A 21,027-nucleotide genomic window follows, 5' to 3' on the forward strand; every position below is an offset into this window, starting at 1 on the left:
ATTGTCTTACTGCTCGCTACCCACTGTCACTTTTGTATTCCACCAGTCTTCGCTGGCAGCTTTGGTCATTCTTATTGTCGGACGTTGGCCAAGGCGCATGTCGACCACCGCCACGTCGCGTTCCAAAAGGTCCTGCACTTCATTGACGGCCAGGACGCGCTCCAACGCGCGCACGGGACGCTCGGTCGGCAACATGATGCGTTGACCGCGGTCCATAACCAGATCCCAGCGGCGCTCACCGATCCGGACCAACCCACGCACGCGGCCACCAAGGCTGCGAGCGGTTGTCATCAACTCAAGCGCCTCACGCACGTGGGCATCAGCGCCCTTGCCTGCGATCAGAGGTAAATTGGCGTGATCCTTACGCGACGCGATGCGCTCCACGTGGGCACCGGTTTCGTCCAGCAACTCGATCCCGTTCCGCGTACGCCAGACGATGACGGGCTGACGCTCGACTACATCCACCTGCAGAATGCCGCCCGGGCGCACCCGTACCGTGGCGGATTTGACCGGATTCAGCCCGGTAATCGTATCGCGGATTTGCTCAACATCCAGATCCCATGAGCTGACAGGGAAATCCAGCGGCACGACCTCACGAATATCCTCGGACAGGTTGGTCCCTGCCCCGTCAATGGCCATCAGATTGACCATGAACTCTGGCCGTTGCTGGATTGAAGTCTTGATGTCGATGACATAGGCCACCACCGCATCGCGACGCTCTTGCGAGCCGAAATAGATGCCAACTGCGGCGCAAACGGCAAACACCGGCAGGCCAATCTTTAGGCTACGCCGAACGCCTCGCGTCAGCATCCAGCGCTGCAGGCGGTAGTTGAGGCGCGACGGGGCCGGGTCGAGGCGATCACCCTTGCGGCCAAACATCCCGCGCAGCCGCAATTTGGGTTCCGCTCCTGTACGCGCGCCGGATTCGAAATCGGCATCAGGGCCGGCCAATTGCTTGGGCCGGTGAACCACAGGTGCTCGGGTGGCTCTTAGCGGTCGCATGATGCGTCCTCCACCATCCAGGCGCAGAGCTGACCAAAAGACATCCCCAGATGCGCGGCTTGTTCAGGCACCAGCGATGTTGGCGTCATGCCGGGCTGTGTGTTGGTCTCCAACAGGAACAGCCCATCCACGCCAATGCTGTCATCCCAGCGAAAATCCGTGCGACTAACGCCCTTGCAACCCAATGCGGTATGGGCGCGCAACGCATAGTCCATACAAAGATCAAATATCTCGGCCGGAACGTCAGCGGGCAAAACATGCCATGATCCGCCGGGCTTGTACTTGGCGTCATAGTCGTACCAACCGCCATCGGTCATGATCTCGGTAACGGTCAACGCCTTGTCATTCATCACCGTTACGGTCAGCTCGCGCCCGGCAATGTACTTCTCGACCATAACCTGATCGGGCATCTCATCCGACAGTTGCGGAGGACCGTTGGACCCCTCGTGTACGATGTAGATCCCGACGCTGGAACCTTCGTTGTTGGGCTTGGCCACGTAGGGCGGCTCCATCACGTGAACCTCGACCACTTCGATCTTGGGGACGATCACGCTGGGAACAACGGGCAGGCCAACAGCCTCATAGACCTCTTTGCTGCGTTGCTTGTCCATCGCCAGAGCCGAGGCAAGAACGCCGGAATGCGTGTACGGAATGCGCATCCATTCAAGTAACCCCTGAACGCAGCCATCCTCGCCCCAACGGCCATGCAGGGCATTGAACACTACGTCTGGCTTGATGTCCAAAAGGCGCGCATAGAGGTCAGGACCTGCGTCCAGCTCAACCACTTCAAAGCCTTCTCCCACAAGGGCGGCTGCGCATTCGCGCCCAGAGCTGAGAGACACCTCGCGTTCCTTCGAGGGCCCACCCATCAATACCGCCACTTTGGGGCTTGTCCTGCTCGACATACCCAACGTGCGCCTCAATGTCCCCGGACCTTATGTGGTGGTCCGTACTGCGTTTATGCCTTTGATCCGTCGCCTTAATTTGCCTGTTATGGTCTGACGGTTAGGGCTTTATTCTGTCAACGGATCACCGACCCGCATGATTTCCCACTCTAGCGTGATGCCGCTTGTTTCGTAAACCTTTTTTCGCACCTCTTCCCCCAGACCTTCGAGGTCCGCGGCAGAGGCATCACCGGTATTGATCAGAAAGTTCGAGTGCTTTGGACTCATCTGCGCGCCGCCTTTGGTTGCGCCGCGCATGCCCGCATCATCAATGACCTTCCACGCCTTGAGGTCGTGCACGTCATCCGCCCGCCCGGTCGAAGAAAACCCCGCCGGATTGCGGAAGGTAGACCCAGCGCTGCGATCTTTGGTCGGCTGGGTTTCATCGCGTTTTTGCAATTGCGCCGACATCCGGGCATGCAACTCGTCCGGATCGCCGGATGGTCCTTCGAACGTTGCCGAGATCAGCACCCCACCTTCGGGCAGATCGGACTGGCGATAACGGAAATTCAGGTCTTCGGGCGTCAGGTCCACGACCTCTCCACCCCGAGTGACAATAGTCGCCTTGCGCAGCACATCCGCCGTGTAACTGCCATAACACCCTGCATTCATCCGCACGGCACCTCCGACTGAGCCTGGGATCGTGCGTAAAAAGGTCAGATCCACGCCCGCATCCGCGGCCTTTCGCGCCACATGCGCATCCAGCGCCGCAGCACCTGCGGTGACGGTATTGCCTTCGACTGAGATATTGTTGAATCCACGTCCCAGCCGGATCACCACTGCGCGCAAACCGCCATCACGAACGATCAGGTTCGAACCAACACCCATCGGGAAAACGGGTCGGTCTGCCGGCAAATTGCGCAGAAAGGCTTGCAGGTCTTCGACATCGGCCGGCTGGAAAAAATAGTCCGCAGGACCGCCAACACGAAGCCATGTCAGGTCGTTGAGTGATCTTTGTTCGGTTAGTTTTCCGCGAACCGGAAGCGAAGTCAGTGTCATAGGCTCGTTCTATATCCGGCTTTCTGGGATGTCATCCATCGAACGAAAAAAGATCAGCAATTGCGACGCATCTTTCTAATGGTCCCCATCAACGCACCCAGGATTGCGCCTGACAGGGCAGGAAAAAACAATGACCACGCTAAGAGGACCAACAAATAATCAGCGTCCTTTGGCGGACCTTCACCATTGGCGAGTAGCAGATACGTGATGCTCACAGCGGATACTGTGATTGCTGAAAACACGGTCCATGCAAGTCCGCGCTTGGATAACAAATGGGCTATGGCCAAAGCGGAAAGGAATGAAACAACAGCTAGGCAACAAAAAGCTATCAGTGCAGCCATCATTCAAAACTGCGACCGACTCGCCGCAACCAGCGCCCCAGATAGATCACCGGCCACCGTAGTACCGACATACCTGCCGCCAGAACGATCAGCCCGATCCACGGGCCGTTCTGCAAGGTTACATACCCCAGGATCGGAATTCCGAGCGCAATCAAAACATACGCGCGGGTCCAGTGGTTATCCTTGCTGGGGATCATCGCCAGAACATTCGCGGCGATCCCCCACAGCGCGGCCAAGGCGATTGACCAGTTCATCCCTCGACCTCCTGCCCTGTCCAGCGACGCCAATAAAAACGAATGGGATTGCGGAACATGGATGCAAAAGCAGCAAATGCTAGCACCGAGAAGAACCAACCAAAGTCATGGCCCAGCCAGACGATCAGCGCAGGTGCAGAAACGAAAAGAACCACGCCGGGCGGAAACTGAAGGCGCATCGGCAACATGGCCACGGCCGTTGAAGCCAGAACCCACAAGCCAGCAAAAAGCACTGAATATACCAACTGCCCCTCCGAGGACGATCATTGCTGCAATTGCAACATCACACTTTAAAGTTGCACTGCCGGGGAGTCCATTCCGTCAAACGGCTTGTTTTTGTCGCAGCCTATCGGGCAGCCCGTTGGCCCAAGCGCTGATCGTACCGGCACCAAGGCAAACCACCATGTCACCGGGGCGGGCCTGTTCGCGCACAAGGCGCTCCAGATCATTTTCATTCAGCAATGCGCGCGCATGGCGGTGGCCGTGACGGATCAAACCTTGCACCAGATCATCTCGGCCGGCCCCTTCAATCGGGTCCTCTCCGGCCGCAAAGACATCGGCGATGGCGACAACGTCCGCGTCATTGAAACAGGTGCAAAAATCGTCAAACAGGTTGGACAGACGCGAATAACGGTGCGGTTGGTGCACGGCGATAACGCGCCCGTCGGTTGCTTGACGTGCGGCTTTCAAAACGGCTGCGATTTCTACCGGGTGGTGGCCGTAATCGTCGATGATGGTAACTCCATCGACCTCTCCAACCTTAGTAAAGCGGCGGTTGACGCCACCGAAATTGGCCAGCGCCTCGCGGATTTCCGAGGCCTTCATACCCAGGTGGCGGGCGACGGCCACGGCAGACAGCGCGTTCGAGACATTGTGGTCGCCTGGCATCGGCAATGTGCAGCCCTCAATCATCTTATCTTCGTACTGAAGGTGGATGTCGAAATGCGCCACGCCGCCCTTGTAAGTCAGGTTCAAGGCGCGCACATCGGCCTGTGCATTGAAGCCATAGGTCCGGACCCGGCGGTCGGTGATACGTCCAACCAACGTCTGTACTTCGGCGTGGTCCGTGCAGCACACAGCCAGCCCGTAGAACGGCAGGTTCGAGACGAATTCGTAAAAGCCGTCACGCAGTTGGTCGAAATCACCCCAATGCTCCATGTGCTCAGGGTCGATATTCGTAACAATGGCAATGGTCGCGGGCAGCCGATTGAACGAGCCGTCGGATTCGTCGGCCTCGACCACCATCCACTCTCCCTGCCCCATCCGTGCGTTCGAGCCATAGGCGTGGATGATGCCACCATTGATGACGGTCGGATCGAAATCGCCGGCCACCATAAGCTCGGCCATCATTGTGGTCGTGGTGGTCTTACCGTGCGTGCCCGCAATAGCGATGTTCGACTTCAGGCGCATCAGCTCGGCCAACATGTCAGCGCGACGGACGACCGGCAGGCCCTGCGCCCGGGCGCCATCCAGCTCGGGGTTACCCGGTTTAATGGCAGTCGACACAACGACAACGGCCGCATTTTCTAGGTTTTCAGCGCGCTGGCCGACAAATATCTCAGCCCCCAGGCTCGCCAGACGATCGGTGATCTTAGACGCTTTCAGGTCAGATCCCTGCACACGGTAGCCCAGATTCAGCAGAACCTCGGCAATGCCCGACATCCCTATCCCGCCGATCCCTACGAAATGGATCGACCCAACGTCCTGCGGCAGTTTAGTTGCTGGATTCATGTGGTCTCCTTCTGCGCCAGTTGTTCGACGAGGGCCATCAGACGTTCGGTCGCGTCGGGGGCACCTGTCGAGAGGGCGGCATGGGCCATCTTTTGCGCGGCTTCGGGGTTGGTCAGAACTGCGGTGATTTGCTCTGTCAGCGCGGCAACGTCAAGCGCGTTTTCAGGGATCATGATCGCCCCGCCCGCCTGAACCAGTCCCCGCGCGTTGGCGGTCTGGTGGTCGCCTGCGGCGGCGGCAAACGGGATCAGGATTGCAGGACGTCCGATAACCGAGATATCGGCAACGCTGGACGCGCCCGCACGGGAGATAACCAGTTGCGCGTCAGACATGCGGCGCGGGACATCGTCGAAGAAAGGCAGGACTTCGGCCCGAATTCCGTGCTCGGCGTAAAATGCGGTCACCCTCTCACCATCTTCGTCCCGGGCCTGATGGGCAACGCGGATGTGGCTGCGCAGGTCTTCGGGTAAGGCCGCGATTGCTCCGGGGACAACATCGCTGAGGATGCGAGCGCCTTGAGAGCCACCCATTACAAGGATCGACATCGGATAGTCGCCAGGCGGAATGTATCCTGCTGCCGCACGTTCCAGAACTGCCGCGCGAACCGGGTTGCCGGTGTGGATTCCGTGCGCGCCTTCGGGCAGATCTGTCGGCCAAGCACCGCAGGCCACATTGGCAACGCGTGTGGCAAAAACTTGGTTTACGCGACCCAGGACCCCGTTCTGTTCGTGGATCATGCGGGGAAGTTTCAGCATAGTGGCCGCCCCTAGCGCCGGGATCGACGGATATCCGCCAAAGCCGACCACCACATCCGGTTTGTCCCGCGTCATCTGAAAGGCCATACTAGCAACGCCGCCCGCGATTTTGGGTCCAGCCATTGCCTTGGCCGCAAGACCGCCGCGCGCAAAAGTGGCCGAGGCAACTTCGACAATCTCGACCGTTTGCGGAAAGCCACCAGTGTAACGCGCGCCACGCTCATCCGTAGACAGGCGCACACGCCAGCCTTTCTTCAGCATCGCTTCAGCCAGCGCTTGCGCCGGGAACATGTGGCCCCCGGTGCCGCCCGCCGCTATCAACAGGTAAGGTGTCCCCATTATCCTCTTCCGCGCAGAATATCGCCAAGTTCGCCCTGTGGGCGGCTTCGGGTGAACGCCAGCAACATGCCAACCGCGATACCACCCGCAATCAGCGACGAACCACCATAGCTGACAAAGGGCAGCGTCATACCTTTGGCTGGCAGCAGGCGCACAGCCACACCCATGTTAATCATGGCCTGAACGCCGAACATGCAGGCCAGACCGGTCCCGGCCAATCGGATGAACATGTCACGTTCCCGCATCAGCCGCAGCAGTGACCGCACCACGATCAGTGAATAAAGCGCGATGATGATCAGCACCAGGATCAGACCGTATTCCTCGGCCGCGACAGCAATGATGAAATCCGTGTGCGCATCGGGCAAAGACCACTTCACCTGCCCCTCACCGACGCCAACGCCGAACAATCCACCCTCACGAATGGCGTTGGTGGCATACCCAAGCTGAGTGGTCGGGTCGACCTCCTGGTTCAGAAAACCATCAATGCGGCGGGCAAAGTGTTCCGAGTTCGAATAGGCAAACATGCCACCCAAAACCACGACCCCGGCCATGCCAACCAGCAACAGCATCGGCGCGCCGGCCACAAAGTACATCACGCCCCATCCGAACAGGATCAGGCAGGCCTGCCCGAAGTCTGGTTGCAAAACCAGCATCGCGACAATCGCTATGCACAGCGCGAAAGACCACAACCGCCCCGGAGGGCCGTTGATCTGCTGCGACGCGGCCAGCAGCCAAGCGGCCACGACGACAAATCCGGGTTTCAGGAACTCTGACGGCTGCAGCGACGCAAAACCCAGTGAATACCAACGGACGGCACCTTTACCGAAGTCCGTCCCAAAGACCGGCAGGAAAGCCAATGCAACGAAAGAAGCAAGGAAGCCAAGCACAGCCAAACGCCGCACCAGTGTCGGCGACATCATAGAGGTCAACAACATGGCAATAAGCGCCAAACCGCCGAACAGCACCTGCCGCTCGACATAGTGGAATGGATCAAACCCATTGCGCCCGGCCAGCGGCGGCGATGAGGCCAGCCCCAGCAACAACCCGATGACAAACAGGATCAGAACACAGGACATCGTCCAGCGATCAATCGTCCGCCACCACTTTGGAAGAATCGGTTCTCCGCGCTGGTCCTGAACCGCGCCATACACCATCTCAGTCATGAGATACCGCCACTATCTGCCTCGTTAACGTCCCGTTTTTCGGGATCTGATTGAGAGTCTACAGACATTTTTGCGTTTGGGCTAGCGGAATGAATGACGCTTGCCAATTCTGCTTGGCTTTAAGTCTGAAAGGCGGAATCGCAAGCCGGTCTCAGACAGCAAAAAGTTCTTGATGACTGGTTTTGATCTTCGGCCAGATGTCGGCGATTTCGGGGACATCAAGGCCAAAATCATACTTCAGGCTGTCCACCAATTCCTTTGGCGTCGAAAGGACTTCCTCACGTATTCCCACGGCATCAATCGTCCTGATGACCAGACCGCGCAGTATGACATGCCGGTTGGCGTAACGTCTTTGCGCGGTCAACGTCCGTAAAAACGGCGAGTTTGGATCGGATTGCAATTGCGTGCTGGCCGACTGAAACACATGGGGCTCTACACCTTCCTGAACAAACCAATAGCCTGCATCCGCACCGCCCGCGCTTTCTAAGTATTGGATAAATCCACCACGTCGGGCTGAAATAGTAAGATCATAAGGCTGCTGCAAAACCATGGCTGGCTTGAGCGGCAGCGGAGCGGACATCGCGCCACCAAACCCAACATCGACCAGCAATAGCTCATCACATTCGACTTTGAGCAGCATGTGATCCGGCGCCTGATTTGGTAAAGGTTTATCGGGACCGACGTATCCTGCCAAATATGACACCTCAAATCCGATTTCCCTCAGGACCCAACTGAAGAGAGTGTTGAGCTCGAAACACCACCCGCCGCGCTTTCGGAGAACTATTTTCTCAAACACGTCGCTCAGATCAAACGACACTGGAACACTCATTTGTTGATCAATGTTTTCGAAAGTGACCATCCTTAGCTGGGCCGCAAAGAGGCTATCTAGTGTCGCCCGATCCGGCTTTAGGTCGCCCGTATAGGCAATATGGCTTAAGTAGTTTTCCAAATCCATCTTTGCACCTTCAGCATTTCTTCGCGGTTTCAGCCGCACAAGTTAGCTTGTAATTCCTCAAGTTAGGTTGAGCTCAAGTCTAAACACTGGGTCATGCGCCGCAAATATTGCCCCCTTGCCTTCACCCACAATCCACGCCATGCGCAGCGTATGAGATTTGACACGATCATCCTTGGTGCCGGTGCTGCCGGTATGATGTGCGCCGCCCATTGCGGCGGGCGCGTGTTGGTGATCGACCATGCCAAGGCCGCCGGAGAAAAGATCCGCATCTCGGGCGGCGGGCGTTGCAACTTTACCAATACGTACGCAGGATCCGGAAACTTCCTGTCGCAGAACCCACATTTCTGCAAATCCGCGCTGGCGCGGTACACGCAATGGGACTTCATTGATCTTGTCGGCCGGCATGGCATCGCGTGGCATGAAAAAACACTGGGGCAGTTGTTCTGCGACGGGTCATCAAAACAGATCATCCAGATGCTGCTAGACGAAATGGGGCGGGCCGGTGCCGAGCTGTGGGTTCGGACCGAAGTGAAGGATCTGCGCAAGACCGACAGCGGTTTTATTCTCGACGTAGAACGAGAAGGCCAGCGGCACGGTCTGAGCTGCACCAATCTGGTCCTTGCCACTGGCGGCAAGTCGATCCCAAAGATGGGCGCGACCGGGATGGCCTATGACATCGCGCGCCAATTTGGACTGGGGATAACAGAGACACGCGCGGCGCTTGTGCCGTTCACCTTCTCTGATGGTCGGTTCAAAGATCTGTCTGGCGTTTCACTGCCTGCGCGGCTGTCAAATGACCGAACCAGCTTTGACGAGGCCCTGCTATTCACCCACCGCGGTCTCAGCGGGCCAACGGTACTGCAGTTGTCTTCTTATTGGCGCGAGGGCGAGGCGATCCGGATAAACCTGGTCCCGGACCTGCCGCTGTTTGATTTGCTGCGGGAACAGCGGCAAAGCGGTGGGCGCAAGGCATTGACAACAGAACTAGCGCGCCATCTGCCCGCGCGGCTGGTCGAACACCTAAGCCACAACATCCCCATGTCCGGCAATCTGGCCGATCAATCGGATGCCGCGTTGTCGGAGCTGACTGCCGCCCTGTCCAACTGGCAGCTAACCCCATCGGGCACCGAAGGATATCGTACCGCCGAGGTCACTCTGGGTGGGATCGACACAGATGATCTGTCCTCAAAAACGATGGAGGCCAGGGATGTCCCCGGCCTCTATGCAATCGGCGAAGCGGTGGATGTCACCGGCTGGCTTGGCGGTTACAACTTCCAATGGGCGTGGTCCTCAGGCCACGCCGCTGGAACTGCTATCGCCAAACAGAGTTAGCCGACGACGTTGTAACCACGTCCGCGCATGCAGTTGCGCACGATGACTTCTTTGTTCTGGTTCTTCGCATAGACATCTGCACCGGCACCGATGAGGGCACCTGCAGCCGCTGCGCGGCCCAGATTGTCGCTGCTGTCCTGAATGATCGCTGTGGTCGCTGCGGCACCAGCCGCACCAAGGGCGGCATTCCCGGCAGTGGACCCATCAACGCTGGCCTGCGATGCCGCCAACTGTTGGCACTGCTGCAGATCCACGTTGTAGTTCGGGCCGATCGGGCCGTCGACGATAGGCTGGTAGTTAGCACCTGTGTTGGTGCAGGCACCGGCAACGAGAATGGCAGGCAGGATCAGAGAAAACTTACGAAATGGCATATTCATGACCTCGTGTTGAATTTGCAGGCAAGCAAAACCAATAATGATGGCGCGTCAAGCTGATAGCATCCTAGCTTGGCTCAACCGGCGGTCTATTGCAAACAGCTATTCCGAAAGCCTTTGCCTGACTTCTGCCACGAAATCCTCTCCGCGCTGTTCGAAATTGTCATACTGATCGAAACTGGCCGCTGCTGGTGCAAGCAGGACGGTCTCGCCGGATTGGGCGTCCTTCATGGCTTGCTCAACGGCCTCGGACATGGTGACACAGACCTGAGCATCAGTTTCTAATTGCATGGCAAATTTCGCAGCTTCGCGCCCGATGACATAGGCTTTGACCACTTGGCCTGAAGCTGCGTTTAGGGCCTCAACACCACCTTCTTTCTCAAGCCCTCCGCAAATCCAGCGAACCTTCTTGAAGGCGCTCAACGCCTTGAGCGCGCTGTCCACATTGGTGGCTTTGGAATCGTTCACGTAAGTAACACCATCCACTTCGGCAATGACCTGACTGCGGTGCGGCAGGCCCGGATAGCTGTGCAGCGCGTCTTCGATCACTCGCGGTGCCAGCCCAAGCGCCCGGCAAGCGGCATAGGCAGAACAGGCGTTTTGATGGTTATGCGCCCCCGGCAACCCTTTGATCCCGCGCAAATCAATCGAGCCTGCCTGCCGTCCCTTGCGGTATTCTGACAGGAACCCTTTGCGCGCAAATACCTGCCATCCAGGGCCTGTCAATTTACGTGCAACCGACACGCGGATGACGCGATCGTCGGCGGGGCCTTCGGCCAGTTGACCAGCCAGAAACGTCCCCTCTTTCTCATCAACGCCGATCACGGCGCGATCCGGGCCGCCTTCGGCGAACAACCTTCGCTTGGCCGCGAAATAGCCCCCCATACCGCCGTGGCGATCCAAATGGTCAGGTGAGAGGTTGGTGAATACGGCCACATCCGGGGTCAGGGAGCGGGCAAGTTCCGTTTGATAGCTGGAAAGTTCCAGCACAACGACCGAACCGTCACCGCCCGGATCAATATCCAGCACCCCACGTCCGATATTGCCCGCCAATTGCGCCTCGCGCCCAGCTTCGGTCAGGATGTGGTGGATCAGGGCCGCCGTGGTCGATTTCCCATTGGACCCGGTCACCGAGATGACACGCGGAGGCGTGTCATAGTTGTTCCACTCGGGCCCCGCAAAGGATCGGAAAAACAACCCGATGTCGTTGTCGACCGGTACGCCCGCTTCCAGCGCTGCAGCTACAACCGGGTTCGGTTCGGGATAAAGGTGCGGAATGCCCGGCGAAACAATCAGCGTGGCGATGTCATCAAAAACCCTGTGACGGCGCAGATCGGTGCATTTGAACCCTTCGGTCTCGGCTACCTCTCGGGCGGCAGGGTTGTCATCCCAGCACACAGGCTCAGCATTGCCTGCCTGGAGCGCACGAGCCGTGGCTAGCCCCGACCGGCCAAGCCCCAGAACCGCAACTTTTTGCCCTGAAAACCCTTTGACCGGGATCATTCTGCCCACCTTTTATTGATTTTGAATTGGCCGCCACACTGCACCGAAGAAATCCCTGATGGCAAGGGCGGCAAAAGGCTCGCGCAACAGCGCGAGCCGGGCCCAACAGGTAGCAGGTGGACCGCAGGTCCGCTGAACCTGGCGGGAGTGTTACCGAACTTTCAACGTGGCCAGGCCGATCATCGCCAGGATCAGCGAGATGATCCAGAACCGGATCACGATCGTAGGCTCCGCCCAGCCCTTTTTCTCATAATGATGATGGATCGGAGCCATCAGGAACACGCGCCGTCCGGTGCGTTTGAAATAAAGGACCTGAATGATCACGCTCAGCGCTTCAACGACGAACAAACCGCCGACGACCGCCAGAACCAGTTCGTGCTTTGTGGCCACGGCGATGGCACCCAAAGCCCCGCCCAAAGCCAGCGATCCTGTATCACCCATGAACACAGCAGCCGGTGGTGCGTTGTACCAAAGGAACCCAAGGCCCGCGCCAAACAAAGCCGAAGTAAAGATGAAAATCTCACCGGTGCCCGGCACGTAATGCACGTCGAGATATTCGGTAAAGTCAACCCGCCCCACGGCGTAGGCGATTACCCCCAGCGTCGAGGCAGCAATCATTGCCGGCATAATTGCCAAACCATCCAAACCATCTGTCAAGTTCACCGCATTGGCCGCGCCAACGATCACGACGATCGAGAAGGGAATGTAGAATATGCCCAGATTGACCAGCGTATCCTTGAAAATCGGCAAAGCCAGCTGGTTTTGCAGCGCTTCGGGATGATGCAGCGTAGCCCACGCAGAAGCCAAAACTGCGATGATCACACCCAGCGCCATACGCATTTTGCCCGAAACGCCCTTAGTGTTCTGCTTCGACACCTTTGCGTAGTCATCTGCAAACCCAATCGCCGCATAGGCCAGCGTCACAAACAAGACCATCCAGACATATGGATTGTCCCAACGCGCCCAGACCAATGTCGATGTCACCAGCGCGCCTACGATCAAAAGCCCGCCCATTGTCGGTGTGCCAGCCTTTGAAAAATGCCCCTCCGGACCGTCATCACGGATCGGTTGGCCCTTACCCTGTTTTTTGCGCAGCACGTTGATCAGCGGCTTGCCGAAGATAAACCCGAAAATCAGCGCAGTAAGAAAGGCGCCGCCAGCGCGGAACGTAATATAGCGGAAGAGGTTGAAAAAATCCCCTCCGTCCGACAGGGCGGTCAACCAATAGAGCATTACAAAACCTTTCTCACACTGAGGTCGCGGGCGCGGTCATCGATCAAACGCGCCCCCTTGCCCCATTTTATGCAAACCGTCAACAATCTGCGCCAAGGCCATGCTCAGCGATCCCTTGGCCAAGACCGTGTCGCCGGGCTGAATAAGCTCAGGCAGATGCGTAACCATTTCGGCGCTGGTCTCAAACCAAAGCCCGCGTTTGTCCGCCGGAAGCGCGTCGTACAGGGATTTCATCAGCGGACCAACGCAATGCACTTGGTCTACACGCGGCATAGCTGATACATCCGCCATTGCCGCATGCATGGCGATCTCTTCGGCCCCCAACTCTTTCATGTCCCCAAGAAAAGCGATGCGGCGCTGGCCTTGCGCGGCGGCCAAAACGTCCAGCGCTGCCTCCATCGAGGTCGGATTGGCGTTATAGCTGTCATCCAGCAATTCGATCCGGCCACCGTCTGCCAGCGCGATCTGTTCACGTACCCCGCGGCCCTTCACCGGCGACCATCCGCCGAGACCTGCAATTGCCTGATCCAAATCGACGCCCATTTCAGCGCAGGCAGCCAAAGCACCCAGCGCATTCATGGCGAAATGCGTGCCCGCTGACCGAACGTCAAACGCAATCGCACGCTCTGCAACCGTCGCCGTTGCATGAACCGAGTCGGCCTCTTGCGATACTTCAGTCAGTGTGTAGTCGGTGCCATTGCGGCCAAAATTTACCGTCTTTACACCCAAGTCATGCGCGATGGTGCGCAAGACGTCCGCGTGTTCGATATCCGCGTTTACGATAGCCGAACCGCCCTCGGTCAGGCCGTCAAAGATTGCAGCTTTTTCACGCGCGATACCGGCCACTGAATCGAAAGCCTCAAGATGCACCGCTGCGACCGTTGTTACCATCGCCACGTTCGGGCGAGCCTGACGCGCAAGCGGAGAAATCTCTCCGGGATGGTTCATACCGATCTCGATCACGGCGAACTCTGTGTCGCGCGGCATCCGCGCCAGTGTCAGTGGAACACCCCAATGGTTGTTGTAGCTGGCGACGCTGGCATGAGTTTTCCCCTGCGTTTCCAGTATTGTGGCCAGCATTTCCTTGGTCGAAGTCTTGCCAACGCTTCCCGTAACGCCCAGCACCCGCGCGTTGCAGCGGTCACGGCCCGCGCGGCCCAACGCTTCTAGCCCCAGCTGCACGTCTTTAACGATCAACAGCGGCGCATCCTCAGGCAGGCCTTCTGGAACATGGCTCACCAGAGCCGCGCCTGCGCCTTTTTCCAAGGCTTGCGCCACAAAATCATGCCCGTCGCGCGCAACTTTGAGCGCGACAAAAAGATCGCCGGGCTGGATCGTGCGCGTATCGATGGAAACCCCATTGGCCACCCATTCCGTGGTGGCGCGCCCGCCGGTTGCCTCGGCAGCCTCAGCCGCGGTCCAAAGCGTCATGCCACCCTCCCGTCCAATGCCGCCACACTGATGCTGGCTTGTTCGACATCATCAAAAGGCAGAACCTGATCGCCAACGATTTGACCGGTTTCATGCCCCTTGCCCGCGATTAAAAGCGCGTCGCCGGGTTGCAGCGCGTCGATACCGCGCAGGATTGCTTCGGCGCGGTCACCGACTTCTGTCGCCTCCGGCGCCCCCCCCATTACAGCCGCGCGTATGGTTGCTGGATCTTCGCTGCGCGGATTGTCGTCCGTGACGAAAACCAAGTCTGCGTGATTGGCGGCGGCTTGCCCCATCAAAGGGCGCTTGGTCGCGTCGCGATCACCACCCGCGCCGACAATGGCGATAAGGCGGCCCATTACGTGTGGGCGCAATGCCTTGAGGGCTGTCGCCACCGCGTCGGGTGTATGTGCGTAGTCCACGAATACCGCCGCCCCATTCTCTCGTGTCGCCGCCAGCTGCATGCGCCCGCGAACCGTCGTAAGATGCGGCAAGGTTTCAAAAACGCGCTCTGGACCCTCGCCAGCCGCGATGACCAGACCGCAGGCCAACAGAATGTTCTCAGCCTGAAATCCGCCGATCAGATTCAGACGAGTTTGAAAGACCTTACCCCGCCATGAAAACCGCAAGTCCTGACCCGTCGCATCGAACCGCTGATTGATCAGGCACAGGTCGGCATCTCCAAGCCCAACGGTCAGCACCTTTTGACCGCGGTCTTTGGCAATCCGACTTACCAAAGCGCCTTTAGGATCGCTGAGGTTGACGACGGCAGTACCGTCTTGAGGCAGAACCCGATCAAACAGGCCTGCCTTGGCGTTGAAATACGCGTCGAAGGTTTCGTGGTAATCCAAATGGTCCTGAGTGAAGTTGGAAAACCCAGCTGCCGCCAGTTGCACGCCGTCCAAGCGGCGCTGTTCCAACCCGTGCGAGGACGCCTCCATCGCCGCATGGGTCACTCCGTTCTCCGCAGCCTCCGACAAGCAGCGATGCAAAGTTATCGGCTCGGGCGTTGTATGGGCCAGCGGTGCGGTCCACGCGCCCTCGACGCCTGTGGTCCCAAGGTTCACCGCGGCATGACCGAGTTCTGTCCATATCTGGCGTACAAACGTCGCGACAGAGGTTTTGCCATTGGTTCCGGTGACCGCCACAATGTTCTGGGGCTGTACACCAAACCACAACGCAGCCGACCCGGCCAGCGCCTGACGGGGGTCTTCGACCACGATCAACGCCGCATCGGATTCGGCCAGTTCATCGGCGGCGATCTCGGCCCCTTCGGCATCCGTCAGAATGGCTGCGGCCCCCATGCGCAACGCGAACTGAATGAACTCACCGCCATGAACACGCGTACCTGGAAGCGCTGCAAACAAAAAACCGTCTTTGACTTCGCGACTGTCTACCGCCAGCCCAGTGATGTCAGGATTGACACCACCGCGCGCAGTCAGGGCCAGCTGGCTTAGTTTCTTCGTCCTTGTGCCCATGACCCACCTCTTGCCGGACAGTCTAATTTGAGGTCAGCGTTATAGCAGCGCCCGCATCAGGCTCAAGCCGGGGACGCAGCCCTAGCAAAGGTGCAATGCGCCCGATCAGTTCGGCGGCAACTGGAACCGCCGTCCAACCCGCCGTGCGCCGTTTTTCCCCATAGGCGACGATGGATGGTTCATCGAGCGTCACGATCAGGACATACTTAGGATCATAAGCCGGAAAGAACGTCGCAAAGGTCGCGATCACTTTGTCATCGTAGTACCCGCCGCGAGGTTTTGGCTTGTCCGCTGTGCCGGTCTTACCGGCCACATCATAGCCTGCCACATCACCAAAACTGGCGGTGCCATCCGTTACCACCCGGCGCAACATGTTCTGTGCCTGTTTCGCGGCGTTGTCGGACATTACCCGAGGACCGTATTGCGGCCCGTTTTTGCGCAGGATGGTCGGGCTGACGTAATGCCCGCCATTGGCAATCGCCGCGTAGCCCGCAGCCAAATGCATCGGGCTGGTCGACAGGCCATGACCATATGAGATGGTAACCGTGCTCAGTTCGCCCCATTTCTTGGGCTTCAGCGGCTCGCCGCCCTTGGCCTCGACGATTTCAAACGGAGTCGGATCAAACATGCCAAGAGATTCCAGGAAATCCTGCTGCCGTTGCGCGCCGATCTGTAGCGCCAGTCGCCCGGTGCCCCGGTTTGAACTGTGGACGATCACATCGGCCACGCTGATCTTGCCGTAATTCTTGCCGTTGAACTCACCAATTGGGAAACGGCCGATCTTCATTGGCCCCGAGGTATCGATGATGGTGTTCGAATTCACCAAACCTAGCTGAACCGCCTGCGCTGCGGTGAAAATCTTGAAGACGGACCCCAGTTCGTAAACGCCCTGTACATAGCGATTAAACAGCGGACTGTCGGAGGGGTCGAACCCCGAGGTCGGCGGACGCGGACGGTCATTGGGGTCGAAAGACGGCAGTGAAGCCGCCGAGATCACTTCACCTGTGTGCGCATTCATCAGAACCGCCGATGCCCCCTTGGCGTTCATGATCTTCATGCCACCAAAAAGCACCTGTTCCACTGCGGCCTGAACAGTCAGGTCCAGGGAAAGCTGCAGCGGCTTAGTCCCATTCGCAGGGTCGCGTAGATAGTCGTCGAATTGCTTTTCGACGCCCGCCACGCCAATCACTTCGGCCGCGCTGACGCCTTCGCGCCCAAAACTTGATCCACCCAGGATATGGGCCGCCAGACGGCCATTCGGGTACAGACGCATCTCTCGCGGGCCGAACAGAATGCCCGGATCACCGATATCGTGTACGGCTTGCTTCTGCTCGGGCGAGATACGCTTTTTGATCCAAAGGAACTTGCGGTTGCCGGTGAAGTCCTTGACCAGACGTTCTTTTTCGAGATCAGGGAAAATCGCGACAAGTTGATCAGCCGCGGCAATCGGATCGATCATCAAAGGCGGCTGCGCATAAACCGAATAAGTGTCCAGGTTGGTCGCCAGAATGCGGCCTTCCCGATCGACAATGTTGGCGCGCTGCATCGCGATGGCGGCACCGGGGGCCGAGGCAACAGGTTCCTGCGCTTCAGACGTGGCCAACATGCCCATGCGCACGCCCACCACCGAAAACGCACAGAAAAAGAAAAGACCCAGTACCAGCAAGCGGCCCTCGGCCCGGGTGCGGGCACGGTCTTTCATGTCTTCGTGGCGCTGTCGGATGTTTTCACGCTCGATGGATTTGGGGTTCTCACCCCGCGCACGCGCATCAAGGATTCGGGCCAGAGGGCGCAGTGGCGTCCGGGTCATGGGATCTGCACCTCACCCAATGCCTGAATGTTCGTTATGGCCTGCAACTCGATCGGGTCGACAATAGGTAGGTCGGGATCTTCAGCATAGGCAATCTGGTCGGCGCGACCGAACTGCTCGGCCCGCAGGGGCAAAAGGCCCAGCCTTTCAAAGTTGAGATCGGCCAGCTCGCGCAACCTGTCGGGGCGGTTCAGATAGGCCCATTCAGCGTTCAAAACCGCCAGCCTAACTTGCGCCATGCCAATTTCGCGCTGCAGTTTCTGCGTTTCTTTCACGACCTGTTGCGTACGGTAATTTTCCTGATACGCCCACAGCGCCAGTCCGAACACGGACAGAGCAGTCAACACATACAAAACACTCTTCATTTTGCTCTTCCCCCTAATTGCGGCATGCCAACAGCGCGGGCCTCAATTTCCCCCGACGGCGCATCCGTTCGAATTGCCACACGCAACTTCGCCGAGCGCGAGCGCGGATTTTCTTGCAGCTCCTGATCATCCGGTCCCACGGCCTTGCGTGTCTTAAGCGTAAACTGCGGCTGTTCCTGCTCAATCTCTGGCGCGTAACGGTTGGCCCGACCCGTTTTGCCCGCACGAGATTGAAGGAACCGTTTGACCATCCGATCCTCGATGGAATGGAATGTCACTACAGCCAACTGCCCGCCCGGCCTCAGTGCCCGTTCAGCGGCCATGAGGCCCTGGTACAGTTCTTCATATTCAGCATTCACCGCGATCCGCAGCCCTTGAAAACTGCGCGTTGCAGGGTGCGACTGCCCCGGCTTGGGGCGTGGCAGACAGGATTCGATGATCTCAACCAGGCGCAGGGTCGTCGTAATAGGTTCGTCAGTGCGCGCTTTGACAATGGCCTTTGCGATGCGGCGGCTGGCACGTTCCTCGCCGTAGTGAAACAAGATGTCGGCCAGTTGCGCCTCGGTTGCGTTGTTAACCAGATCGGCGGCACTTTCCCCCTCCTGGCTCATCCGCATATCGAGAGGGCCGTCTTTCATGAAGGAAAAGCCACGCTCGGCCAGATCCAGCTGCATCGACGACACGCCCAAATCAAGGACAATTCCATCCAGATCCCGCGCGTATTCGTCCATGCGCGAAAATACACCCGGCTGCATCACCAGCCGATCACCATAGTCTTCAGACCAATCCGCCGCCATTTCAAAGGCCAGTGGGTCCCGGTCCACGCCGATGACTTTCTTTGCCCCGGCGTCCAACAGACCCCGCGTGTAACCGCCAGCACCGAAGGTTCCATCCAGCCAGACACCAGACACAGGTGCCACAGCTGCCAGCAACGGGCGCAACAGAACAGGGATATGAGGTTTATCGGAAGGGGTTTCAGCGCCGGCCATGCCGTTACGCATCCCCGGTGCCGTCAAGGAACTCCAAAGGATCGAAATCCTCGGGCTGTTCATCCAACCACTCTTCGGCCGCGGCCAGTTCTTCGGAATCGTAGGTTTCCGGCTTCCATATCTGGAACGTGTCCCCTGCGGCGATAAAGAATGCTTCGCCCTCGAGATCGATCTTGCTGCGCAGTTTTGCGGGCAACACCAAACGGCCGGTTTCATCTACTGTTGTCGGAAAGGATTGACCGTGGAACATCCGCTGCAACATCTTCCGCTGCATCGACCCGCGCGGCAGCGCATCAATCTTGGCATCAACTTCGTCAATTGCCTGCATAGTATAGCATTCAAGGAACTTGCGGCGGTGATCACCGTAGACAATTACAAGTTCAGGAGTGTCTCCGGGCTGCCAGTTGGGGTCAGAGGCCTCAAGCACACGGCGAAACGAGGCCGGGATTGACACCCTGCCCTTCGTATCCACCTTGTGGTGGCTTTCACCTCTAAACCTGCGCGCCAAGACGACTGTCCCTTTCGCTTGCGCCCCACCTAAATTTCTCGCCCCCCGGATGAAAAACGGCGGGTTGATCTGCTGCCACTGATCAACCCGCCGCATTGACCCGCTGTGCGGGATGTCCAGCTGCGCGCGCCACCTGGGGGGATGTCTGCTCGCCCGCGCGCCGGATCTCTTGATTGATGAAAGCGAGATGCCTGTATGAAACCTGTTTTTATTGGTTCGGGGTCGTTTGGCGCCCCATGTGCCTCGTCCTCATCGGATGAACTAGGGATGGCATGGGAATTTATGGAAATCAATAGAAATTTTCTGAGCCATTCCTCAAGAATCACGGTCTGACTGTTCGTATTCGAAAAAATACCACACCAAATACACAATTTGTAGATGCAGTCTCCACACTCCCTACCAAATATGCCAAAAATAGTCGGTCCCCAATAGTTCCCATAATTTCCCGTATATTTTCCATCGAAAAGAAAAATCGGGGCAAGAGTGGCCAAAAAGAACCAGTTGAGTGCCGAATCGCGCCACCGTCGGAGCCAAATTAAGAGCGACACCCACCGCAACCCAGCAGGCGCCCATGAAATCCCATGAGCCGGAATATTTGTGTCAGTCGCCGCAGGCTTCGCCCACTCCGCTCACAAAGCGCACAAAGCGCACAAGAATTGACAAATCCTACTTAAGTAACACGCAACCTTCCGAAGTCGAAATATCAGATTGAAACCTCCCCCAGCGGAAGCTTCCGCCTAAGGCCTTATTTTGTTGACGCTTCCGGACCCACGTCAGCAAACGTTTGATATCTATGCATTTGCTGCATAGCGGCATTGATGTCATCAGGTATTGTGCAATTGCAGCATTTGCCTATTTTCAATCTCAAGCAAGCGCCGGGCAACACCGGCAACAACGAATACATCGAGTTAAGCAAATGGCTGTAGCAACACATAACACCGCGCTCAAAGGCGCACCGGTAACAAGCCTGGCTTCGCTGATTGAGGCGGCAAAGACCCGGTTTGTGCGGTATCGCATCTATCGCCAGACAGTTAACGAACTGTCTGATCTGTCAAACCGCGAACTGGCTGATCTGGGGCTTCACCGCTCAATGATCCGCCGCCTGGCCCAGCAAGCGGCCGAAGAACACGTCGCACGTTAAGCGACACTGAAATACGAGATCAGGTCCTTCCTCCTCCCTTTTGGACCTGTATTTTAGCGGCGACATCTCTCCTCCTCCCTGATGTCGCCGCCCTTTATACCGGCCTTGAACGCCGGAACGTGACACACCGGGTACTCCTCCCTTTTCCTGGTGTTGAAAGCGCGCGGCGACGTCTCTCCTCCTCCCTGACGTCGCCGCGTCTTCCTCATACCGGGCTCGAACCCGGGTTCAGATACATCGGGGCTCTCCTCCTCCCTGCCCTGATGTTGAAAAGAACGGCGGTTTCCTCTCCTCCTCCCAGGGAACCGCCGTTTTTGTTTTCTCAGGCAAGAAAAAAACGCCGCGGTCAAAACCGGGCGCTTTTCAATAGGATCAAGCAT

Annotated in this window: 21 protein-coding genes; 2 read left to right on the top strand and 19 right to left on the bottom strand. The window is 58.0% G+C overall.

What is annotated here, in order from left to right:
• Positions 1 to 6 precede the first annotated feature (6 nt).
• The 9 genes from GOW92_RS05245 to GOW92_RS05285 form a co-directional block, all read right to left on the bottom strand.
• Positions 7 to 1,002, bottom strand: coding sequence for a cell division protein FtsQ/DivIB (locus GOW92_RS05245; protein ID WP_170558583.1), 996 nt, complete (start codon positions 1,000 to 1,002; stop codon positions 7 to 9).
• Positions 990 to 1,907, bottom strand: coding sequence for a D-alanine--D-alanine ligase (locus GOW92_RS05250; RefSeq protein WP_170558584.1), 918 nt, complete (start codon positions 1,905 to 1,907; stop codon positions 990 to 992). The genes GOW92_RS05245 and GOW92_RS05250 overlap by 13 nt, the downstream gene beginning before the upstream one ends.
• Before the next feature lie 108 nt (positions 1,908 to 2,015).
• Positions 2,016 to 2,945, bottom strand: a complete 930-nt coding sequence (gene murB / locus GOW92_RS05255) for a UDP-N-acetylmuramate dehydrogenase (protein ID WP_170558585.1) — start codon at positions 2,943 to 2,945, stop codon at positions 2,016 to 2,018.
• A gap of 340 nt (positions 2,946 to 3,285) precedes the next feature.
• Positions 3,286 to 3,540 (bottom strand): DUF2484 family protein, encoded by a 255-nt coding sequence (locus GOW92_RS05260; RefSeq protein ID WP_170558586.1) that lies wholly within the window; start codon positions 3,538 to 3,540, stop codon positions 3,286 to 3,288.
• The gene (locus GOW92_RS05265) at positions 3,537 to 3,785 is read right to left on the bottom strand and encodes a DUF2484 family protein (protein WP_170558587.1); all 249 of its coding nucleotides are present in this window, start codon (positions 3,783 to 3,785) and stop codon (positions 3,537 to 3,539) included. Before GOW92_RS05265 ends, GOW92_RS05260 begins: the two co-directional genes overlap by 4 nt.
• A 76-nt stretch (positions 3,786 to 3,861) precedes the next feature.
• Positions 3,862 to 5,271 (bottom strand): UDP-N-acetylmuramate--L-alanine ligase, encoded by a 1,410-nt coding sequence (gene murC / locus GOW92_RS05270; RefSeq protein WP_170558588.1) that lies wholly within the window; start codon positions 5,269 to 5,271, stop codon positions 3,862 to 3,864.
• On the bottom strand, positions 5,268 to 6,365 hold the full coding sequence (locus tag GOW92_RS05275) for a UDP-N-acetylglucosamine--N-acetylmuramyl-(pentapeptide) pyrophosphoryl-undecaprenol N-acetylglucosamine transferase (RefSeq protein ID WP_170558590.1): 1,098 nt from the start codon (positions 6,363 to 6,365) through the stop codon (positions 5,268 to 5,270). Before GOW92_RS05275 ends, murC begins: the two co-directional genes overlap by 4 nt.
• The gene (gene ftsW / locus GOW92_RS05280) at positions 6,365 to 7,528 is read right to left on the bottom strand and encodes a putative lipid II flippase FtsW (protein WP_170558592.1); all 1,164 of its coding nucleotides are present in this window, start codon (positions 7,526 to 7,528) and stop codon (positions 6,365 to 6,367) included. The genes GOW92_RS05275 and ftsW overlap by 1 nt, the downstream gene beginning before the upstream one ends.
• 151 nt (positions 7,529 to 7,679) lie before the next feature.
• Positions 7,680 to 8,483 (bottom strand): arylamine N-acetyltransferase family protein, encoded by an 804-nt coding sequence (locus GOW92_RS05285; RefSeq protein WP_170558594.1) that lies wholly within the window; start codon positions 8,481 to 8,483, stop codon positions 7,680 to 7,682.
• Between the two features lie 150 nt (positions 8,484 to 8,633).
• On the opposite strand from GOW92_RS05285, the gene GOW92_RS05290 reads away from it, so the two are divergent.
• Positions 8,634 to 9,815, top strand: coding sequence for an NAD(P)/FAD-dependent oxidoreductase (locus GOW92_RS05290; RefSeq protein WP_170559364.1), 1,182 nt, complete (start codon positions 8,634 to 8,636; stop codon positions 9,813 to 9,815).
• Here the strand turns inward: GOW92_RS05290 and GOW92_RS05295 are convergent.
• From GOW92_RS05295 to mraZ, 9 genes are all read right to left on the bottom strand, one after another.
• Complete coding sequence (locus tag GOW92_RS05295) at positions 9,812 to 10,192, bottom strand: glycine zipper family protein (protein WP_170558596.1); 381 nt, start codon at positions 10,190 to 10,192, stop codon at positions 9,812 to 9,814. The two genes, GOW92_RS05290 and GOW92_RS05295, sit on opposite strands and share 4 nt — an antisense overlap.
• A 99-nt stretch (positions 10,193 to 10,291) precedes the next feature.
• Entirely contained in the window at positions 10,292 to 11,692 is a 1,401-nt protein-coding gene (gene murD, locus GOW92_RS05300) for a UDP-N-acetylmuramoyl-L-alanine--D-glutamate ligase (protein WP_170558598.1), read from the bottom strand.
• Positions 11,693 to 11,842: 150 nt separating this feature from the next.
• Positions 11,843 to 12,925, bottom strand: coding sequence for a phospho-N-acetylmuramoyl-pentapeptide-transferase (mraY, locus tag GOW92_RS05305; RefSeq protein ID WP_170558599.1), 1,083 nt, complete (start codon positions 12,923 to 12,925; stop codon positions 11,843 to 11,845).
• A 36-nt stretch (positions 12,926 to 12,961) separates the two neighbouring features.
• Positions 12,962 to 14,356, bottom strand: coding sequence for a UDP-N-acetylmuramoyl-tripeptide--D-alanyl-D-alanine ligase (locus GOW92_RS05310; protein WP_170558601.1), 1,395 nt, complete (start codon positions 14,354 to 14,356; stop codon positions 12,962 to 12,964).
• Complete coding sequence (locus GOW92_RS05315; protein WP_170558603.1) at positions 14,353 to 15,834, bottom strand: UDP-N-acetylmuramoyl-L-alanyl-D-glutamate--2,6-diaminopimelate ligase; 1,482 nt, start codon at positions 15,832 to 15,834, stop codon at positions 14,353 to 14,355. The genes GOW92_RS05310 and GOW92_RS05315 overlap by 4 nt, the downstream gene beginning before the upstream one ends.
• Positions 15,835 to 15,856: 22 nt before the next feature.
• Positions 15,857 to 17,644, bottom strand: coding sequence for a peptidoglycan D,D-transpeptidase FtsI family protein (locus tag GOW92_RS05320; RefSeq protein ID WP_170558605.1), 1,788 nt, complete (start codon positions 17,642 to 17,644; stop codon positions 15,857 to 15,859).
• Positions 17,641 to 18,009 (bottom strand): cell division protein FtsL, encoded by a 369-nt coding sequence (gene ftsL / locus GOW92_RS05325; protein ID WP_170558607.1) that lies wholly within the window; start codon positions 18,007 to 18,009, stop codon positions 17,641 to 17,643. Before ftsL ends, GOW92_RS05320 begins: the two co-directional genes overlap by 4 nt.
• Positions 18,006 to 18,998 carry a 16S rRNA (cytosine(1402)-N(4))-methyltransferase RsmH gene (rsmH, locus tag GOW92_RS05330; RefSeq protein WP_170558609.1) on the bottom strand — a complete coding sequence of 331 codons (993 nt, stop codon included), beginning with the start codon at positions 18,996 to 18,998 and terminating at the stop codon, positions 18,006 to 18,008. Before rsmH ends, ftsL begins: the two co-directional genes overlap by 4 nt.
• A gap of 4 nt (positions 18,999 to 19,002) precedes the next feature.
• Positions 19,003 to 19,506: a division/cell wall cluster transcriptional repressor MraZ gene (gene mraZ, locus GOW92_RS05335; protein WP_170558611.1), complete on the bottom strand. Its 504-nt coding sequence runs from the start codon at positions 19,504 to 19,506 to the stop codon at positions 19,003 to 19,005.
• 916 nt (positions 19,507 to 20,422) lie between these two features.
• Between mraZ and GOW92_RS05340 the strand changes: the two genes are divergently transcribed.
• Positions 20,423 to 20,647, top strand: coding sequence for a DUF1127 domain-containing protein (locus tag GOW92_RS05340; protein WP_170558613.1), 225 nt, complete (start codon positions 20,423 to 20,425; stop codon positions 20,645 to 20,647).
• Between the two features lie 53 nt (positions 20,648 to 20,700).
• Here GOW92_RS05340 and GOW92_RS05345 read toward each other — a convergent pair whose 3' ends face one another.
• A complete protein-coding gene (locus GOW92_RS05345) occupies positions 20,701 to 21,027 on the bottom strand; it encodes a hypothetical protein (protein ID WP_170558615.1) in 327 nt (108 codons plus the stop codon).

This window comes from Ruegeria atlantica (assembly GCF_013032505.1).
Classification (GTDB): Bacteria; Pseudomonadota; Alphaproteobacteria; order Rhodobacterales; family Rhodobacteraceae; genus Ruegeria; species Ruegeria atlantica_F.

What these genes read in the sequence shown, in the direction of transcription:
- GOW92_RS05295 (WP_170558596.1), bottom strand. Translation starts at nt 10,192, where the DNA reads ATGAATATGCCATTTCGTAAGTTTTCTCTGATCCTGCCTGCCATTCTC.
- GOW92_RS05315 (WP_170558603.1), bottom strand. Translation starts at nt 15,834, where the DNA reads ATGGGCACAAGGACGAAGAAACTAAGCCAGCTGGCCCTGACTGCGCGC.
- GOW92_RS05275 (WP_170558590.1), bottom strand. Translation starts at nt 6,365, where the DNA reads ATGGGGACACCTTACCTGTTGATAGCGGCGGGCGGCACCGGGGGCCAC.
- mraY (WP_170558599.1), bottom strand. Translation starts at nt 12,925, where the DNA reads ATGCTCTATTGGTTGACCGCCCTGTCGGACGGAGGGGATTTTTTCAAC.
- GOW92_RS05340 (WP_170558613.1), top strand. Translation starts at nt 20,423, where the DNA reads ATGGCTGTAGCAACACATAACACCGCGCTCAAAGGCGCACCGGTAACA.
- murB (WP_170558585.1), bottom strand. Translation starts at nt 2,945, where the DNA reads ATGACACTGACTTCGCTTCCGGTTCGCGGAAAACTAACCGAACAAAGA.
- rsmH (WP_170558609.1), bottom strand. Translation starts at nt 18,998, where the DNA reads ATGGCCGGCGCTGAAACCCCTTCCGATAAACCTCATATCCCTGTTCTG.
- ftsL (WP_170558607.1), bottom strand. Translation starts at nt 18,009, where the DNA reads ATGAAGAGTGTTTTGTATGTGTTGACTGCTCTGTCCGTGTTCGGACTG.
- murC (WP_170558588.1), bottom strand. Translation starts at nt 5,271, where the DNA reads ATGAATCCAGCAACTAAACTGCCGCAGGACGTTGGGTCGATCCATTTC.
- GOW92_RS05285 (WP_170558594.1), bottom strand. Translation starts at nt 8,483, where the DNA reads ATGGATTTGGAAAACTACTTAAGCCATATTGCCTATACGGGCGACCTA.
- GOW92_RS05345 (WP_170558615.1), bottom strand. Translation starts at nt 21,027, where the DNA reads ATGCTTGATCCTATTGAAAAGCGCCCGGTTTTGACCGCGGCGTTTTTT.
- murD (WP_170558598.1), bottom strand. Translation starts at nt 11,692, where the DNA reads ATGATCCCGGTCAAAGGGTTTTCAGGGCAAAAAGTTGCGGTTCTGGGG.
- GOW92_RS05310 (WP_170558601.1), bottom strand. Translation starts at nt 14,356, where the DNA reads ATGACGCTTTGGACCGCGGCTGAGGCTGCCGAGGCAACCGGCGGGCGC.
- GOW92_RS05320 (WP_170558605.1), bottom strand. Translation starts at nt 17,644, where the DNA reads ATGACCCGGACGCCACTGCGCCCTCTGGCCCGAATCCTTGATGCGCGT.
- GOW92_RS05245 (WP_170558583.1), bottom strand. Translation starts at nt 1,002, where the DNA reads ATGCGACCGCTAAGAGCCACCCGAGCACCTGTGGTTCACCGGCCCAAG.
- GOW92_RS05290 (WP_170559364.1), top strand. Translation starts at nt 8,634, where the DNA reads ATGAGATTTGACACGATCATCCTTGGTGCCGGTGCTGCCGGTATGATG.
- GOW92_RS05260 (WP_170558586.1), bottom strand. Translation starts at nt 3,540, where the DNA reads ATGAACTGGTCAATCGCCTTGGCCGCGCTGTGGGGGATCGCCGCGAAT.
- ftsW (WP_170558592.1), bottom strand. Translation starts at nt 7,528, where the DNA reads ATGACTGAGATGGTGTATGGCGCGGTTCAGGACCAGCGCGGAGAACCG.
- GOW92_RS05250 (WP_170558584.1), bottom strand. Translation starts at nt 1,907, where the DNA reads ATGTCGAGCAGGACAAGCCCCAAAGTGGCGGTATTGATGGGTGGGCCC.